We start from the raw sequence: 16,723 nt of genomic DNA on the forward strand, positions 1-16,723 counted from the left end.
AAAGTGCCAGCGCTGTGCTGATCCGATTGTCTCGCCCAGATGGACGCCCATGAACTTTTACCATCACCCGCCAGCTGCGGCCGCCAAGACGTTACTGGCAGCTGAAGGGCTGCCCACGGCCGACCTTGCAGCCGAGCACTTCGCGCACTTTATCGCCTGCGGGCCAGAGGATTCGCCCGATGCAGTGGTCGGTCTGGAGCTGTATGGCGATGTGGCGCTGCTGCGCTCACTGGCGGTCAGCCCAGGGGCCCGCGGCAAGGGTTATGGCGGCGCGCTGGTCGCCGAGATCGAGGCCTATGCACAGCAACTTGGCGTACGTGAGCTGTACCTGCTCACCAACAGCGCAGAAGCCTTCTTCAGCCGCCGTGGTTACAGCAGCGTCGAGCGAACCAACGTGCCTGAAACAATTCGCCAAACCGCCGAATTCTCCAGTCTCTGCCCCGCCAGTGCAGTCTGTATGCACAAGCGTATCGAGGCACGCTGATGGACTGTAGCTCCCCGCTCACTGCCTACCAACAGGCCATCGACCGCGACGGCTTTAAATCCGACCCGGCGCAATGGCAGGCCGCCCAGGCGTTGCATGACTGTCATCAGGCCCTGCACCAGGCCGCACCTGCGCAACCCATCAACGGGGTGTATCTGTGGGGGCCGGTTGGCCGTGGCAAGACCTGGCTGATGGACTGCTTTTACAAAGGACTAAAGGTCCCGGCACGGCGTCAGCACTTTCACCACTTTATGCGCTGGGTGCATATGCGCCTGTTTCAGCTCACCGGTACGCCTGATCCGCTGCAGGCCCTGGCCGTGGAACTGAGCGAGGAAGTCCGGGTGTTGTGCTTCGACGAGCTGTTTGTCAGCGATATCGGCGATGCGATTATTCTCGGTCGCCTGTTTCAGGTGATGTTCGAACAGGGCGTGGTGCTGGTGGCCACGTCCAACCAGCCGCCCGAGCAGCTGTATGCCGAAGGCTTTAACCGCGAGCGTTTTCTGCCTGCAGTGGCCGCCCTGCAGCGGCATATGCAGGTGGTAAGCATCAACGGTGAGGAAGACCATCGCCTGCACCCAGGCACCGCCCACACCCGCTACTGGGTCGCCACGCCTGGGCTGCCTAGCGTGCTTAGCCGGACCTTCAGTCAGTTGGCCGCAGGCAGGCCCAGCAGCGATCAACCACTCACGCTCGGCAACCGCAGCGTGCAGACCCTGCGCCACTGCGACGGCGTGCTCTGCCACTGCGACGGCGTGCTCTGGTGCCGCTTTGCCGACCTGTGCGAACAGCCTTTGGCCGCGCCAGACTTTATCGCCCTGTGCGACCGCTTCCAGGCCATTCTGCTCAGCGAAGTGCCAAACCTGAGCAGCCCGCAACGCGCGGCGAAGATTGCCCGTGGCACCGAAGATGGCGCGGAGCGGGTGCAGGCAGGCGATCGGCAGCTGCCCGCCCTGTCGGTCAAGGATGACAGCGTGCGGCGCTTTATCACCCTGGTGGATGAGTGCTACGACCGCAAGGTGCCGCTGTACCTCGAAGCTAAGGTGCCGCTCGCCGAACTCTATACCGAGGGCTACCTGAGCTTCGCCTTTCGCCGCACCCTCAGCCGTTTGCAGGAGATGCAGTTGCAGCGCTTTGGCGCTTAAGCCTGCATGGCCCAGCCGTGCACATTCATCGCCGCCTGGCGTAGCGCTTCCGAGCGGGTTGGGTGTGGATGGCAGATCAGCGCAATATCTTCGGCCGAAGCGCTGAATTCCAACGCGACGCAGTACTCGCCGATCAGTTCGCCGGCGCTGGGGCCGATGATATGCACGCCGAGAATCTGGTCGGTGCGCTCATCGGCCAACACTTTGACGAAGCCTTCGGCCTCGTGATTGATCTTCGCCCGGCTATTGGCGGTAAAGGGAAACTTGCCAACCTTGTAGGCGCGCCCTTCGGCCTTCAGCTGCTCCTCGGTCTTGCCCACGGTGGCGACTTCCGGCTTGGTGTAGATTACCCCGGGAATCGCCTCGTAATTGACCTCGGCGGCATGCCCGGCGATGCGCTCGATACAGGCGATGGCCTCATCTTCGGCCTTGTGCGCGAGCATCGGCCCAGAGGTCACGTCGCCGATAATCCAGATACCCGGCACGCTGCTGCGGTGCTGCTGGTTTTCCAGCATGCCGCGCTTGTCGGTGGCCAGGCCGACGGTTTCCAGCCCCAGGCCGGCGGTGTAGGGGCGGCGACCAATGGCGACCAGCACATAGTCAGCCTGTAATTGCTCGACAGCGCCGCCAGCAGCGGGCTGCAAGTCAAGGGTGACGCCTTTGGCCGTGGCCTTGGCGGCACTGACCTTGGTTGCCAGTTTGAAATTCATGCCCTGCTTGCTCAGGGTGCGCTGCAGGGTTTTCGCGGTTTCGTCATCCAGGCCTGGGCAGATGCGGTCGAGGTACTCCACCACCGTCACCTGGCTGCCCAAACGCCGCCAAACCGAACCCAGCTCCAGACCGATTACCCCGGCACCAATCACCACCAAATGCTGGGGCACCTTAGGCAAAGCCAGCGCGCCGGTGGAGTCGAGGATGCGCTGATTATCAATCGTCACCCCGGGCAACGGCGTCGGTTCCGAGCCGGTGGCAAGTACGATGTCCTTGGCCTGCAACTCGCGCACGCTGCCATCGGCGAGGGTCACCGTGACCTTGCCCGGCCCGTTCAAACGACCCCAGCCCTTGATCCATTCGACTTTGTTCTTGCGAAACAGAAACTCGATACCCTTGGTCAACGCCGTTACGCTCTCATCCTTCTGCTTCATCATCTGCGCCAGATTGAGCGTTGGCGTGACCTCGATACCGAGGTTGTTGAGCTCGCCGCTGGTCGCCGCTTCGTACAACTCCGAGGCATGCAGCAGCGCCTTCGACGGCATGCAGCCGACATTCAGGCAGGTGCCGCCCAGGGTTTCGCGCCCCTCGATACAGGCGACTTTCAGGCCCAGTTGCCCGGCACGGATGGCGGCGTTGTAGCCGCCAGGGCCGCCACCAATGATCAGCACGTCATAGTTGCTCATTGAGTTACTCCTAGGCTGCAGAGGTTTAGCGAACCAGCGCCGCGTTCGCTGCCGGCCGTGGGCGCAGCAGATGGAAGGCGCAGAACGCCGCGACGGCGAATAAACTGTTCAGCAACACCATAGGCCAAGCCGAGCCATCCGCCAGCAGGCTGAGCAAGACGCCACTGCAGGTGGCGCCGGCCATTTGCGCAAAGCCCATAAAGCCTGCAGCAAGGCCTGCGCGGTGGGCATTGGGGATCACTGCGCCAGCCACCGATGCCGGCAGCAACATGCCACCGCCCAGGGTGACCAACACCTGGGGCAACGACAGGCCGAGCAATGACAAACCAAACAGCAGATAAATCGCCAAAGTGGCCAGGGCGCCGCTTACCACCAGTGCCGCGCCTATGCCGACTATCTTCTCGGGGCCCAGCTGCAGAATGCGCCGCTGGGTAAACATCGCGCCGGCGATCAGCGCCGAAACAATTGCCGCAAAGGTGATGCCGTATTGCGCCGGGCTCAGCCCCAGCAGGCCCACATACACAGCCGAAGAGCCGGCAACTACCGCAAACATCGCGCCATAGGTGCAGGCCAGCGTCAGGGCCAGCGCGCGAAACGAGGCGGCGCGCAGCAGATCGGCATAGTTGCCAGCCAAGCGGCTGAGCTGCCCGGCCTGCGGGTCGAGCTGCCGATTGCTTTCCCGGTACAAGCCCAACACCGCACAAACGATGGCAACGCCGATCAGTAGCGCCAGGGCAATCGGCGCGCGCCAGCCGCCATACAGCGTCAGCACGCCGCCCAGCATCGGCGACAGGACGATGGCGCAGAGCATGCCGATCACCGTCAGCGCCAATGCAGGCCCAGCCTGCGCCTGCCACACATCGCGGACGATGGCCCGCGCCAGAACCAATGCCGCGCAGGCCCCAAGCCCCTGCAACACGCGGGCGGCAATAAACTCGCCCATGCTGCTGGCCAGCAGCATCCACCAGGTGGCGAGCAGATAGACCAACAGCCCGGCGATCAGCACCGGACGCCGGCCGATGCGATCCGACAGCGGGCCGAGCAACAACTGACCCAGACCAAAGGCGGCGACGAACGCCGATAAAGCCAGCAGGCTGCTGCCGGGGCGGGCCGCCATGATCAGCTCGATAACGCCCAGGCTGGGGATGATCAGCTGGGTGGAAATCTCTCCAAGGGCGGTCAGGGCCACCAGAATCAACAGCAGGCTGCGCGAGGGCAAGGGATAGCGATGCATGGGCGTGGGTCCTGTTATCACGGGCTGGCGTGGCTCGCCAAACACTAATATTTCAACCATAATATAAATAATTAAATTACGCTTTTAATTTTAAAGCCACCAGCCGACGAGGCCTGATTCATGAGCATCCCATCACGCGAAGAAAAACTGGCCGAATGGCTCGCCGCCGAACAAGCCATGCGCGCCAGCCTCGGTGCACCCGGCAGCATGAGCCTGGCGCAGGTCAGCGAACTGTTGCCGCAGGAGTTCTTTGACGGCATCGGCCGTGGTGAACTGCCCTCTCCGCCCATCGGCCATCTGCTGGATTTTGTCCCGCTGGAATGGTCATCCGGGCGCTTCGTCTTCCAGGGCACGCCCGATGCGCGCCACTACAACCCGCTGGGCAGCGTGCACGGCGGCTATGCGGCCACCCTGCTCGACTCCTGCATGGGCTGCGCCATCCACACCCAATTGCAGCGTGGCCAGGGTTACACCACCACCGATCTGCGCATCAGCTACATCCGCGCCCTCAGCACCAAGGTCGGGCCGATCCGCGCCGAAGGCCGCATCGTGCATATCGGCCGCACCACGGCGCTGGCCGAAGGGCGCATCTACGATGTCGACGACCGCCTGTACGCCGTCGGCTCAACCACCTGCCTGATTCTCAGCATGCCTGGGACAGCGCCTACACCCGGCACTGAAACACCGGGTCGAAGCGAGTAAGATGGCAGGCAACATCTGAACCCAGCGGCCAGGTACTCCATGCGTTATTCCGAAGACCACAAAGCCCAGACCCATCAGCGCATCATCGAAGAGGCCGCGCGCCTGTTTCGCCGCGATGGCGTCGGCGCCACCGGCCTGCAGCCGCTGATGAAGACCCTGGGCCTGACCCATGGCGGCTTCTATGCCCACTTCAAATCGAAAGATGAACTGGTGGAAATCGCCCTGCGTCACAGCGCTGAAAAACTGACAGCCGTCACCGCCGAGATGGCCAATAGCGACAAGCCGCTGACCCGCCTGATCAGCGGCTATCTGTCGTCCGCCCACCGCGCCGATCCGGGCGATGGCTGCCCATTGCCGACCATGTCCGCCGAGCTGGGCCAGCGCGGTGCGCCCAGCCCGACTACCGACGAACTGGTCCGCGACCGTTTGAAAGCAATCGAAGCCGGCCTTAGCGTTGAGCATGCCGATGAACAGAGCGTGCTGATTCTTAGCGCCATGGTCGGTGCTCTGCTGCTGTCACGCAGCGTAAGCGACCCGGAACTGTCTGACCGATTGCTGAAAACCACCCGCCGCCTGCTGATCGAACAGAACACCGGCGACGCAGGAAAAAGCGCCTGATTGCAGAAAACTAGTGCCACACAGCGAAAGCCCTGACTGTTTGCAGCCAGGGCTTTTGTTGTTACGGCCAGCGGCTTATTTGTAACGAGCTGCCGCGCTGCTGCGGGAAAGGTTCGGCGCAAGCTTGCCGCGGGCATCGGTAAAGGCCTGCCAGTCAGCGGCGTCAGGCAGCGATGGAATGGTGATCAGCTCGCCCTGGTCAAAGCCGGCCAGCGCCGCATCGACCATCTCGCCGACTTCCATGATCATGCTCGCCGGCAGTGCCGAATCATCCATGCCGCTGCGCTCCCAGATCTCGGTGCGAGTAATGCCGGGCAGTACGGCCTGAACCTGCAGACCCTGCGCCTTCACCTCACCGTTAAGGGTCTGGGTCAGGCTCAGTACATAGGCCTTGGTGGCGCTGTACACGGCATTGAACATTTCCGGAGCCAGGGCCACCACCGAGGCGATATTGATAATTGCCCCGCGCCCGGAGGCGGTGAAATTGGCGGCGGCTGCAGTGGACAAGTGAGTCAGCGAAACCACGTTGAGCAGGATCATCCGGTCTACGGTGTCGAGATCGGCCTCGGCCAGCTGACCGTGCATGGCCATACCGGCGTTGTTGATCAGCAGGCTGATGGCCTTGTCAGCGCGCAGACGCTGGGTAACGGCGTGCAGATCAGCCTTGTCGGTGAGGTCGGCCTTCAGCGCTTCGACCTTTACCCCGTACTGCTCAGTCAAACGCGCAGACAGCGCCTGCAAGCGCGGCAAATCGCGGGCCACCAACAGCAGGTCATAACCGCGCTGCGCCAGGCGCTCGGCGTAGGTGGCACCAATGCCGGATGAAGCGCCGGTGATCAATGCAGTGCCTTTCTCGTTATGCGTGCTCATGCTGCGTCTCCTGGGGGTGTACGGGGTCGTTAGGCTATCTGGAGGTATAGTGCGCCGAATCACATTACGCGCATAATATAAATATTATATGTCGCTCATAATAAAAACTATCAGCAGCGATTCCACAAACGCTCCAGGCGTAAAAACCGCAGGAAATGGCAGCTAAGCACCTGATGACAGAGCACAAAAAAGCGGACAACCCGTAAAGGTTGTCCGCTCTTATGCGACGTAGAGCTTCTAGCTTATTTAGCTGCGGATCAGATGATCGAAGGCGCTCAGGGATGCCTTGGCACCCTCGCCCACGGCGATAACGATCTGCTTGTACGGCACTGTGGTGACGTCACCGGCGGCGAAGATTCCCGGCAGCGAGGTCTCGCCACGGGCATCGACGATGATCTCGCCACGCGGGCTCAGCTCCACCGTCCCCTTGAGCCAATCACTGTTGGGCAGCAAGCCGATCTGCACGAAGATGCCTTCCAGCGCGATGGTGTTGAACTCGCTGGAGTTACGGTCTTTGTAGACCAAGCCGTTAACCTTCTGACCATCACCTGTTACTTCGCTGGTCAGGGCGCTGGTGATCACATCGACGTTGGGCAAGCTGTAGAGCTTTTTCTGCAGCACGGCATCGGCACGCAGTTGGCTGTCGTATTCCAGCAGAGTCACGTGGGCGACGATACCGGCCAGATCAATCGCCGCCTCGACGCCGGAGTTACCGCCGCCGATCACCGCCACGCGCTTGCCCTTGAACAGCGGACCATCGCAGTGCGGACAGAAGCACACACCTTTGGCCTTGTATTCCTGCTCGCCCGGCACACCCATCTCGCGCCAGCGCGCACCGGTGGAGAGGATTACGGTCTTGGCCTTGAGGCTGGAACCGTTCTCGAACTTCACCTCATGCAGGCCGCCTGCGCTGCTCGCCGGAACCAGTGCGCTGGCGCGCTGCAGGTTCATGATGTCGACTTCGTACTCGCGCACGTGCTCTTCCAGGGCGCGTACCAGCTTCGGCCCTTCGGTTTCCTTTACCGAGACAAAGTTCTCGATGGCCATGGTGTCGAGCACCTGACCGCCGAAACGCTCGGCGGCAATCGCGGTACGGATCCCCTTGCGCGCAGCGTAGATGGCAGCTGCAGCGCCAGCTGGGCCACCGCCGACTACCAGCACGTCGAAGGCCTGCTTGGCGCTCATCTTATCGGCGTCGCGGTTGGCCGCGCCGGTGTCGATCTTGGCGAGGATTTCCTTCACGTCCATACGGCCGGAGGCGAATACCTCGCCGTTCAGGTAGATGCTCGGCACGGCCATGATCTGGCGGCGCTCGACCTCTTCCTGGAACAGCGCGCCGTCGATGGAGACGTTGCGGATATTCGGGTTGAGCACAGCCATCAGGTTCAGCGCCTGGACCACGTCCGGGCAGTTCTGGCAGGACAGCGAGAAGTAGGTCTCGAACTCGAACGTGCCTTCAACGGCCTGAATCTGCGCGATGGTTTCGGCATCCAGTTTGGAGGGATGACCGCCCACCTGCAGCAGCGCCAGTACCAACGAGGTGAACTCGTGGCCCATGGGGATGCCGGCGAAGGTCAGGCCGATGTCTGCACCCGGGCGGTTAAGCGAGAACGACGGACGGCGAGCGTCGCTGCCATCGGTCTTCAGGGTGATCTTGTCGGTCAGGCCGACGATGCTCTGGAGCAGTTCAAGCAGCTCCTGGGATTTCGCACTGTCATCGAGGGACGCGACGATCTCGAACGGCAGGGTGACCTTTTCCAGGTAGGCCTTCAACTGGGTTTGCAGGTTAGCGTCCAACATGGCGGATAGTCCTCAATGACAAAAATTCTGGGCAATAAAATGCCCGGGCGGATCGCGCCCAGGCATCGGGCACCACTAGGGTCGGGTCTCGACCCTGACAGCGCTAAGTACTTCCCTCCCCGCGCCTAGGCCCTGGGAAGGTGTCGGCAGATTTAGATCTTGCCAACTAGGTCCAGGGAAGGAGCCAGAGTCTTCTCGCCTTCTTTCCACTTGGCTGGGCAGACTTCGCCTGGGTGAGCAGCGGTGTACTGAGCAGCTTTCAGCTTGCGCAGGGTTTCCGATACGTCACGCGCGATTTCGTTGGAGTGGATTTCAACGGTCTTGATCACGCCTTCCGGGTTGATCAGGAAGGTGCCGCGCAGGGCCAGACCTTCTTCTTCGATGTGCACACCGAAAGCGCGGGTCAGGGCGTGGGTCGGATCACCGATCAGCGGGAACTGAGCCTTGCCTACGGCAGGCGAGGTTTCGTGCCAGACCTTGTGGGAGAAATGGGTGTCGGTGGTGACGATGTAAACTTCAGTGCCGGCATCGCGGAACGCAGGGTAGTTGTTGGCCGCGTCTTCGATTTCAGTCGGGCAGTTGAAGGTGAAGGCAGCCGGCATAAAGATCAGTACCGACCACTTGCCCTTCAGGGACTCCTCAGTCACTTCGATAAACTTACCGTTGTGGAACGCATTGGCCTTGAACGGTTGAACCTGGGTGTTGATAAGGGACATTGTGGATTCCTTGTGAGGGTTGAAAAAGCTACAGGGCGCATCTTAGCCACTTCGGCGAAGAAAGCTTATTGATTGGTGCCATGGTTACGATTGATTAAGCCAATCGACCCCGGTTCATACCAGGGTCGAGTCTATTACCAGTACCAGCTTGCCATTGACTTGATTGCTCGCCAGCTCGGCAAAGGCCGCCTCAGCCTCTTCGACCGGAAAACTGCCTTGCAGGTTCGGCTTGAGCCGTCCTTCGGCGAACAGTGGCCAGACGAACTGCTGCAAGTCGTGCAGCAACGCGGCCTTGAACTGCTCGTCGCGGCTGCGCAAGGTCGAGCCGATCAGCTGGATGCGCTTACCCAGCAGCAAGGCAAAGTCCAGTTCGGCCTTGCGCCCGCCCATCAGGCCGATATTGAGCCAACGCCCATCCTGAGCCAGCAGCTCCAGATTGAGCGCCGCGTAATTACCGCCGACCGGATCGAGAATCACATCGAAAGGGCCGAAGTCGCCCAAGGCCTGCAGCTGCTCATCACCGCGTAGCGCGCCACCTTGAGCCCCCAGAGATTGGCAATAGGCCAGCCGCTGCGGGGAGCCGACACTGACCCAGCACGGGCTGCCAAAGGCCCGGCACAGCTGGATAGCCGCCGAACCGACGCCACTGGCACCGGCATGCAGCAGCACCTTCTCGCCGGGCCTGAGGCCGGCCAGCTGGAATAGATTGAGCCAGGCGGTGGCGAACACCTCGGGCAGCGCCGCGGCTTCCTGCAGGGTCATGCCCTCAGGCACCGGCAAGGCATGACGGGCATCGACCACCACCTCCTCGGCCATACCGCCGCCGGCCAGCAGCGCGCAGACCCGATCACCGATCTGCCAGTCGCAACCGGCCCCCACTTCGCTGACGATACCGGCACACTCCAACCCCAGCACCGGGCTGACGCCTGGGGGCGGCGGATAGAGCCCGGCACGCTGCAATAAATCGGCACGATTGAGTCCGGCAGCCCCTACGCGAATGCGAATTTCACCCACATCACAGACCGGAGCGGGCTGTTGCGCCCATACCACACGGCCTTCAACGCCTTGCAATGCCTTCACGCTGCCTCCATAGTGCATTTAAACCCTGGCCTGGCGCTGAGCGCCGGGCTTTTGCATTGCGCCGATGGAACTGGGCGCCCTTATTGACGGCCTAATATGCGTTATCAACTGCCCACACGTCGAATCAGCATGAAGCGATCCCTGCTTAGCGTCACCCTTGCCTTCTCAGTTGCCCTGAGCGCCTTGCCGTTGGCGGCGAAAACCACCAGCGCCGACCCCTGGGAATACCTGCAGCCGGACCGCGAGCAGGTGATTGCCAGCCTCAACGTGGTCGAGCTGCTCAAGCGCCACCACTACAACAAGCCACCGCTGAATGACGAGCGCTCGGTAAAGATCTATCAGGGCTACCTGAAGATGCTCGACCCCTCACGCAGCTACTTCACCGCTGACGACATTGCCGAGTTCGATCGCTGGAGCACCAGCTTCGACGACCTGCTCAAAAGCGGCAATCTTGAGCCCGGCTTTATCATCTACAAACGCCACCTGCAGCGTTTGCAGAGTCGCCTGCAGTTTGCCTTGAACATGCTTGAGCAAGGTGTCGACAAGATCGACTTCGGGGTCGATGAAACCCTGCTGATCGACCGCGAAAACGCCCCCTGGGCCAAAGATCTCGCCGCCCTCGACGACCTCTGGCGCAAACGCGTCAAGGACGAAGTGTTGCGCCTGAAAATCGCCGGCAAGGAGCCCAAGGCCATCCAGGAGCTGCTGGTCAAACGCTACAAGAACCAGTTGGCGCGCCTGCAGCAAACCCGTGGCGAAGATGTGTTCCAGTCCTACATCAACGCTTTCGCTATGTCCTACGACCCGCACACCACCTACCTCTCCCCGGATAACGCGGAGAACTTCGACATCAATATGAGCCTGTCGCTGGAAGGTATTGGTGCCGTGCTGCAGAGCGATAACGAACACGTCAAGGTGGTGCGCCTGGTTCCGGCCGGCCCGGCCGAGAAGAGCAAGCAGATCTCTCCCGCCGACAAGATCATTGGTGTGGCCCAAGGCGACAAGGAAATGGTCGACGTGATCGGCTGGCGCCTGGACGAAGTGGTCAAGCTGATCCGCGGGCCGAAAGGCTCCAAGGTCCGCCTGGAAGTCATCCCCGCCAGCAACGCGCCGAATGACCCGACCAGCAAGGTGGTCGCCATCACCCGCGAGGCGGTCAAGCTGGAAGAGCAGGCGGCGAAGAAGTCGGTGCTCAAACTCAACCACGAAGGCCGTGACTACAAACTCGGCGTTATCGAGATCCCGGCCTTCTACCTGGACTTCAAGGCCTTCCGCGCTGGCGATCCGAACTACAAGAGCACCACCCGCGACGTCAAACGCCTGCTCACCGAGCTGGAGAAGGAAAAAGTCGACGGCGTAGTCATCGATCTGCGCAACAACGGCGGCGGTTCGCTGCAGGAAGCCACCGAGCTGACCGGCCTGTTTATCGATCAGGGCCCCACCGTGCTGGTGCGCAACAGCGACGGCCGCGTCGATGTACTGGCCGATGAAAACACCGGCATCTACTACAAAGGCCCGCTGGCCGTGCTGGTCAATCGCCTGTCCGCCTCGGCTTCGGAGATCTTCGCCGGTGCCATGCAGGACTATCACCGCGCGCTGATTCTCGGCGGCCAGACCTTCGGCAAAGGCACCGTGCAGACCATCCAGCCGCTTAACCATGGCGAGCTCAAGCTGACCCTGGCCAAGTTCTACCGGGTTTCCGGGCAAAGCACCCAGCACCAGGGGGTGATTCCGGACATCCAGTACCCGGACATCATGGACACCAAGGAAATTGGCGAAAGCGCCCTGCCCGAGGCCTTGCCATGGGACAGCATCAAGCCGGCGATCAAACCGGAGCTGGACCCGATCAAGCCGTTCCTCGCCGAACTGCAATCCCGCTACGACAACCGTACGGCCAAGAACGCGGACTTCACCTTCGCTCGCCAGCGCCTGCAGCTGTCGCAGAAGCTGATGGAAGAAACCACCGTCAGCCTCAACGAAAGCAAGCGGCGCGCCCAGCACAGCGATATCGAGGGTCAGCAACTGGCCATCGAGAACAGCCTGCGCAAGGCCAAAGGCGAAACCTTGCTGAGCAAGCTCAAGGTAGAGGAGGAGGACGCATTGCCGGTTGAAGACAAGAAAACCAAACCGGAAGATGATGCCTACCTCACCGAAACCGGGCGCATCCTGCTCGATTACCTGGGGTTGAACACTCGCCTGGCCAAACACTAAATAGCGAGCGTCATCAAAGGGTCATCAAACTGTCGTGAAATGCGGGGACTGGTAGCAATGCCAGTCCCCGTTTTTTATGCACAGAGAGCCGCCATGATCGTCACCGAGCAGTTCAGCGCGTTGGACACTATCCTCGCCAATGGCGACCTGCACAGTCTGTTTCAACCGATTTTCTCGCTCTCCGAACGACGTATTCTTGGCTATGAAGCCCTCAGCCGTGGCCCGTCCAATAGCGCCCTGCACTCGCCGATCAATCTGTTTGCCGTGGCGCGCAGCGCGGGCCGTTTGAGTGAGCTGGAGCTGCTGTGCCGCAAGAATGCCTGCCAGCGTTTCAGCCAGCTCAAGCTTGAAGGCAAGCTGTTTCTCAACGTCTCGCCCGACTCGCTGATGGAACCCAAGCACCAGCCGGGGCGCACCCTGCAACTGCTGCAAACCCTGGGCATTCCACCGAGTCAGGTGGTGATCGAGCTGACCGAACAATCGCCCACCGATGATTTCGCCCTGCTCGACACCGCCCTGCATCACTACCGCGCCATGGGCTTTTCCATCGCCCTGGATGACCTCGGCGCGGGCTACTCGAGCCTGCGTCTGTGGTCTGAGTTGCGCCCGGATTATGTGAAGATCGACCGTCACTTTATCGACGGCATCCATCAGGACGCGGTCAAGCGCGAGTTCGTCGGTTCCATCCTGAAAATGGCCAAAGCCTCCCGCGCCCAGGTAATCGCCGAGGGCATCGAACTGCCCGAGGAACTCGCCGTGCTCGCGGAAATGGGCGTCGACCTGATTCAGGGTTACCTGCTCTGCCGCCCGCAGGAGCAGCCGCCGCGGGAAGCCACCAATTTGCTGCCCCGCACCACCACCAGCAGCACACTGAGCGAGGACGTCAGCGACCTGCGCGGCCTGCTCAACCCGCAACGTGCAGTGGCCCTGAGTACCCCCACCAGCGAAGTGCTGGAGATGTTCCGCGCCCAGGCCAACCTGAACTCGCTGGCGGTGCTTAACGAAGCTCAGCAGCCCAGCGGCATCGTCCATCGCCATTCGCTGGCCGAAGCCCTGCTCAAGCCCTTCGCCAACGAGCTGTTCGCCCGCAAACCGATCAGCCGACTGATGAGTGATGACTACCTGGCGGTGGAATCCAGTCAGTCACTGCAGCAGGTCAGCCGCCTGCTTACCAGCCGCGCCCGCCAACGTATCGAAGAAGACTTCATCATCATTGAAGATGGCTGTTATGTCGGGCTGGGGCGGGTGATCGATGTGCTCAAGCTGATCACCGAACTGAAGATCCAACAGGCCCGCTACGCCAACCCGCTGACCCTGCTGCCGGGCAATGTGCCGATCCAGCAATGCCTGACCCGCTTGCTGCAGCAGAGCCGCGAAGCCGTGGTGTGTTACGTGGATATCGACAACTTCAAGCCGTTCAACGATATCTACGGCTACGCCAAGGGCGATGAAGTGCTGCTCAGCCTGGCGCAGTGCCTGAATGATAGGGTCGACCCGACGCGGGACTTTGTTGGCCATATTGGCGGCGATGACTTTCTGCTGGTGCTCGGCTCGCAGGACTGGCGCGCGCGGCTCAATCGTCTGCTGGAGGACTTCCAGAGCCAGTGCCGACGTTTCTACCGTGAAGAAGACCTGAACGCCGGTTGCTTTGTCGCCCATGACCGCAACGGCAAACGCCAGGAGTACGCCCTGCTCTCACTCTCACTGGGTGTGGTGCATGTGCACCCCGAGCAGTGCGCGCAACTGGATGCCAGCCAGCTGGCAGCCCTGGCCTCAGAGGCCAAACGCCACGCCAAGGCCGTGCCGGGTTACAGCCTGCATATCATCGACACCCAGGCCGATACGGCGGCCTGATCGCTGACTCAAAGGCCGCTCAAGCGATTCGACAGCGCGGCTAAATGCTCGGCCTGCGCCACATCGGCGGCAACGCCGCAGCGGTACAACTCAGCCAGGCGATAAGCCGCCGCCGGATGCCCGGCCTGTGCGGCCAGGGTCCACCATTCAATGGCCTGCTGCGCATCCGCCGCATGTTGGGTGTCGCCGGACAGACTCAGAACGCCGAGCTGGTAAGCGGCCTTGGCATCGCCGGCCCTGGCCGCCAGACCGAGCAAACGCCGACCTTCATTGCGTGCGCCCAAGCCCTGGCCGCGAAACAGCAGGATATGCCCGTAGAAGCTTTGCGCCTGGCGATCACCGCGCTTGGCCATACGGGCGAACTGCCCTTCCATCCAGCCCCAGGCCCGCGGTTGCTTGACCAGCCACGCCCAGTGGAACAGGCGGCGCGCCAGCAGATAGCCGATACGCGCCCGCAGCGCGCCGAACATCAGGCGTCTTCCGGGTAGCTGAACTCGAACACCCGAGCCACTTCGGCGGCATGCCAGGAGGCTGCGGCAATGCCATCGGAAGCACCGCTAAAGCGCCCCAATCGGCTGACACATTCGAAGAAGCCGGTACGCGGTAGACGGCTGGCACCCTGGCTGATCACCAGGGCACTGCGCAGCGGGCGCTCGGCCCGCGCGTCCATGGCCGCCAGATGCTCCAGCGCCGCCGCCAGGGTCTGCATCGCCGGGCTGGGCAGCGCCAGCCGTTCGATCAGCGCCCTGTAGGTCAGCAAATGCCGTTGTCGCTGGGCATCCTCCAGCTCGGCGAGCAAGGCTTGCCAGTGTTGTCGACTGATGCTCACGCTCAAGACTGTAACTCCCAACCATCCACACCCAGATGCCAGGCCAGGGCGCGCTGGATAGCGGCATCCGGCTGACGCTCACCGCTTTCGATCATGCCCAGATAATGCGGGCTGATCCCCACGTTGCGCGCCAGCTGCTCGGCGCTCAGGCCTTTGGCCTCACGCAGGGCCGCCAGCTGGCTCAAGGCCGGCCGTCCCTCAGGAGCAGCCTGTTCGGCAGCAGCTGGGGCTGTGCGCCCGGCCGCCTGTAATAACGCCTGATACTGCGCCCAGGGCAACACCGCATATTCCGGCTCACCGTCGCGCTCGATCACCTGCACATTCATCTATCCATCTCCATGCAAAGCGCTGGGACGCCAATTACCCGCTACAACTCCAACACAACGCCCCGGCCACGCTCTTAGCTACTCCAGTTCAGGTCCGCATCTTAACAGCCCATCGCGGCAAAACGCGTGTTCTATACTGCCCCTGCGACACCCCGTACACACCGAGGGCCGTGCCTTGCGTAGATTGCTATTCCTAGTATTGACCAGTTGCAACGCGTGGAGCAGCGCCGAGGAGCTACGCTGGGGGTTCGCCACCGCCGATGGCATGCCCTATGTCGAGGTGGTCGGACAGCAACTGCGCGACGGCTTTATCTATCGCCTCGGCCAGCAGGCCAGCCAGCAGCTCGGTTACCAGCCACGCTTCGTGGAGACGCCCAACAAGCGCATCGAAGAATTTATGCAGCGCGGCCACATCCACGTGATCTGCAACAGCAACCCACAATGGATGGCCGAGCCGCAGCGCTATCACTGGTCGCCACCGCTCTATGAAGAAGAAGATGTGTTGCTGCAACATCGCCAGCGCCCCCCCATCGTCAGCCTCGACGACCTGCTTGGCAAAGTGCTCGGCACCCAGCTCGGTTATGTCTACAGCGTTCCCCTGATGAGCGCATTCGCCAACCAGCAGATCACCCGCCAGGATCTGCGCGACATCGGCAGCGGCCTGAACCTGCTGCGCAAACAGCGCTTGGACGCCATTATCGAGATGCGCCGCCCCGCCAGCTTCCAGCTGGCCAAGCTGCCGGACGCACCACTGCAGATCAGCCCCTGGGTCATCGAGCGTTATCAGATGCACTGCACCTACAGCCCCACGCTACCGGTAAGCCCCGAGCAACTGGACCAGGTGCTGCAGACGCTACGCGATCAAGGGGTGATCAGCCGGCTGCTGGGCGATACCTGAGCCTGCTAGCTCCCCAGCCCCTGCTGCGGCTCATCCGCCACCGGCAAACGCTCTATCTTGAGTAATGTTTCCGGAGACTGGGCCATTCGCCACGCCTGGAATGCCGCAAGCTCATCGCGCCAGGTACGCAGCACCCAGGCCAGCACCGCCAGGTCGTCGACAAAGCCGATCGCCGGCAACCAGTCCGGTAGCGCATCCATGGGGGTAACGAAGTACAGCAAGGCCGCCACAACCGCCAGTAACGCTTGCCGGCTGACAGCTCGGTACTCGCCCCGCCACCAGGCCATACACAACCCTTGCAAAAGCTCCAGATCGCCGCGCAATGCCGCCAGAGAGACTCCGGCCTTTTCTCGCTTGCGCGCCACCGACAGGAGCAACCCGGGCAAGCGTCCTGCGCCGAGAAAACGTTGTGCCAAAAGCAGGTAACGCTCGAATCTTTTCGGTGCTTTCATCGCCTTATCCCTTCAATCCCGCGTGCTTACTGGGCTGGCCTGGGTTATCCACTAAAGCTGTGGATAACCTTGTGAACAGATTATCCATAACCCCGGCAAACGCCCAGCCC

Annotated in this window: 17 protein-coding genes; 7 read left to right on the forward strand and 10 right to left on the reverse strand. The window is 61.8% G+C overall.

The window, feature by feature from the left end; translation table 11 throughout:
- Window positions 1-49: 49 nt before the first annotated feature.
- Window positions 50-484 (forward strand): arsenic resistance N-acetyltransferase ArsN2, encoded by a 435-nt coding sequence (gene arsN2 / locus VMP31_RS18130; protein ID WP_325509103.1) that lies wholly within the window; start codon window positions 50-52, stop codon window positions 482-484.
- Window positions 484-1,626: a cell division protein ZapE gene (gene zapE, locus VMP31_RS18135; RefSeq protein WP_325509104.1), complete on the forward strand. Its 1,143-nt coding sequence runs from the start codon at window positions 484-486 to the stop codon at window positions 1,624-1,626. The genes arsN2 and zapE overlap by 1 nt, the downstream gene beginning before the upstream one ends.
- Here zapE and lpdA read toward each other — a convergent pair.
- Together lpdA and VMP31_RS18145 are read right to left on the reverse strand one after the other, a co-directional pair.
- Window positions 1,623-3,023: a dihydrolipoyl dehydrogenase gene (gene lpdA / locus VMP31_RS18140; protein WP_325509105.1), complete on the reverse strand. Its 1,401-nt coding sequence runs from the start codon at window positions 3,021-3,023 to the stop codon at window positions 1,623-1,625. The two genes, zapE and lpdA, sit on opposite strands and share 4 nt — an antisense overlap.
- Window positions 3,024-3,048: 25 nt before the next feature.
- Window positions 3,049-4,257, reverse strand: coding sequence for an MFS transporter (locus VMP31_RS18145; protein WP_325509106.1), 1,209 nt, complete (start codon window positions 4,255-4,257; stop codon window positions 3,049-3,051).
- A 120-nt stretch (window positions 4,258-4,377) separates the two neighbouring features.
- On the opposite strand from VMP31_RS18145, the gene VMP31_RS18150 reads away from it, so the two are divergent.
- Window positions 4,378-4,959, forward strand: a complete 582-nt coding sequence (locus VMP31_RS18150; RefSeq protein WP_325509107.1) for a PaaI family thioesterase — start codon at window positions 4,378-4,380, stop codon at window positions 4,957-4,959.
- A gap of 39 nt (window positions 4,960-4,998) precedes the next feature.
- Window positions 4,999-5,577: a TetR/AcrR family transcriptional regulator gene (locus tag VMP31_RS18155; protein ID WP_325509108.1), complete on the forward strand. Its 579-nt coding sequence runs from the start codon at window positions 4,999-5,001 to the stop codon at window positions 5,575-5,577.
- A 75-nt stretch (window positions 5,578-5,652) separates the two neighbouring features.
- Here the strand turns inward: VMP31_RS18155 and VMP31_RS18160 are convergent, their stop codons facing one another.
- The 4 genes from VMP31_RS18160 to VMP31_RS18175 all read right to left on the reverse strand — a co-directional run bounded on the left by VMP31_RS18160 (window position 5,653) and on the right by VMP31_RS18175 (window position 10,043).
- Window positions 5,653-6,447 (reverse strand): SDR family oxidoreductase, encoded by a 795-nt coding sequence (locus VMP31_RS18160; protein WP_325509109.1) that lies wholly within the window; start codon window positions 6,445-6,447, stop codon window positions 5,653-5,655.
- Window positions 6,448-6,693: 246 nt separating this feature from the next.
- On the reverse strand, window positions 6,694-8,247 hold the full coding sequence (gene ahpF, locus VMP31_RS18165; RefSeq protein ID WP_325509110.1) for an alkyl hydroperoxide reductase subunit F: 1,554 nt from the start codon (window positions 8,245-8,247) through the stop codon (window positions 6,694-6,696).
- Between the two features lie 152 nt (window positions 8,248-8,399).
- Window positions 8,400-8,963, reverse strand: coding sequence for an alkyl hydroperoxide reductase subunit C (gene ahpC / locus VMP31_RS18170; RefSeq protein WP_325509111.1), 564 nt, complete (start codon window positions 8,961-8,963; stop codon window positions 8,400-8,402).
- Between the two features lie 114 nt (window positions 8,964-9,077).
- The gene (locus VMP31_RS18175; protein WP_325509112.1) at window positions 9,078-10,043 is read right to left on the reverse strand and encodes an NAD(P)H-quinone oxidoreductase; all 966 of its coding nucleotides are present in this window, start codon (window positions 10,041-10,043) and stop codon (window positions 9,078-9,080) included.
- 129 nt (window positions 10,044-10,172) lie between these two features.
- Here VMP31_RS18175 and VMP31_RS18180 point away from each other — a divergent pair, with 129 nt between their 5' ends.
- Both VMP31_RS18180 and VMP31_RS18185 read left to right on the forward strand, forming a co-directional pair.
- Window positions 10,173-12,254 (forward strand): carboxy terminal-processing peptidase, encoded by a 2,082-nt coding sequence (locus VMP31_RS18180; protein ID WP_325509113.1) that lies wholly within the window; start codon window positions 10,173-10,175, stop codon window positions 12,252-12,254.
- 93 nt (window positions 12,255-12,347) lie between these two features.
- Window positions 12,348-14,108 carry a bifunctional diguanylate cyclase/phosphodiesterase gene (locus VMP31_RS18185; protein ID WP_325509114.1) on the forward strand — a complete coding sequence of 587 codons (1,761 nt, stop codon included), beginning with the start codon at window positions 12,348-12,350 and terminating at the stop codon, window positions 14,106-14,108.
- 8 nt (window positions 14,109-14,116) lie between these two features.
- Here VMP31_RS18185 and VMP31_RS18190 read toward each other — a convergent pair whose 3' ends face one another.
- Genes VMP31_RS18190 through VMP31_RS18200 form a run of 3 tightly spaced genes read right to left on the reverse strand, consistent with a single transcriptional unit; the run spans window position 14,117 to window position 15,263 of the window.
- Entirely contained in the window at window positions 14,117-14,578 is a 462-nt protein-coding gene (locus VMP31_RS18190) for a sel1 repeat family protein (protein WP_325509115.1), read from the reverse strand.
- Window positions 14,578-14,943: a hypothetical protein gene (locus VMP31_RS18195; RefSeq protein WP_325509116.1), complete on the reverse strand. Its 366-nt coding sequence runs from the start codon at window positions 14,941-14,943 to the stop codon at window positions 14,578-14,580. The genes VMP31_RS18190 and VMP31_RS18195 overlap by 1 nt, the downstream gene beginning before the upstream one ends.
- Window positions 14,940-15,263, reverse strand: a complete 324-nt coding sequence (locus VMP31_RS18200; protein ID WP_325509117.1) for a helix-turn-helix transcriptional regulator — start codon at window positions 15,261-15,263, stop codon at window positions 14,940-14,942. The genes VMP31_RS18195 and VMP31_RS18200 overlap by 4 nt, the downstream gene beginning before the upstream one ends.
- 175 nt (window positions 15,264-15,438) lie before the next feature.
- On the opposite strand from VMP31_RS18200, the gene VMP31_RS18205 reads away from it, so the two are divergent.
- The gene (locus VMP31_RS18205; protein WP_325509118.1) at window positions 15,439-16,161 is read left to right on the forward strand and encodes a transporter substrate-binding domain-containing protein; all 723 of its coding nucleotides are present in this window, start codon (window positions 15,439-15,441) and stop codon (window positions 16,159-16,161) included.
- 5 nt (window positions 16,162-16,166) lie between these two features.
- On the opposite strand, the gene VMP31_RS18210 is transcribed toward VMP31_RS18205, so the two are convergent.
- Window positions 16,167-16,613, reverse strand: a complete 447-nt coding sequence (locus VMP31_RS18210; RefSeq protein WP_325509119.1) for a YkvA family protein — start codon at window positions 16,611-16,613, stop codon at window positions 16,167-16,169.
- Window positions 16,614-16,723: the final 110 nt, after the last annotated feature.

The sequence above is a fragment of the Pseudomonas sp. genome (genome assembly GCF_035512415.1).
GTDB lineage: Bacteria > Pseudomonadota > Gammaproteobacteria > Pseudomonadales > Pseudomonadaceae > Aquipseudomonas.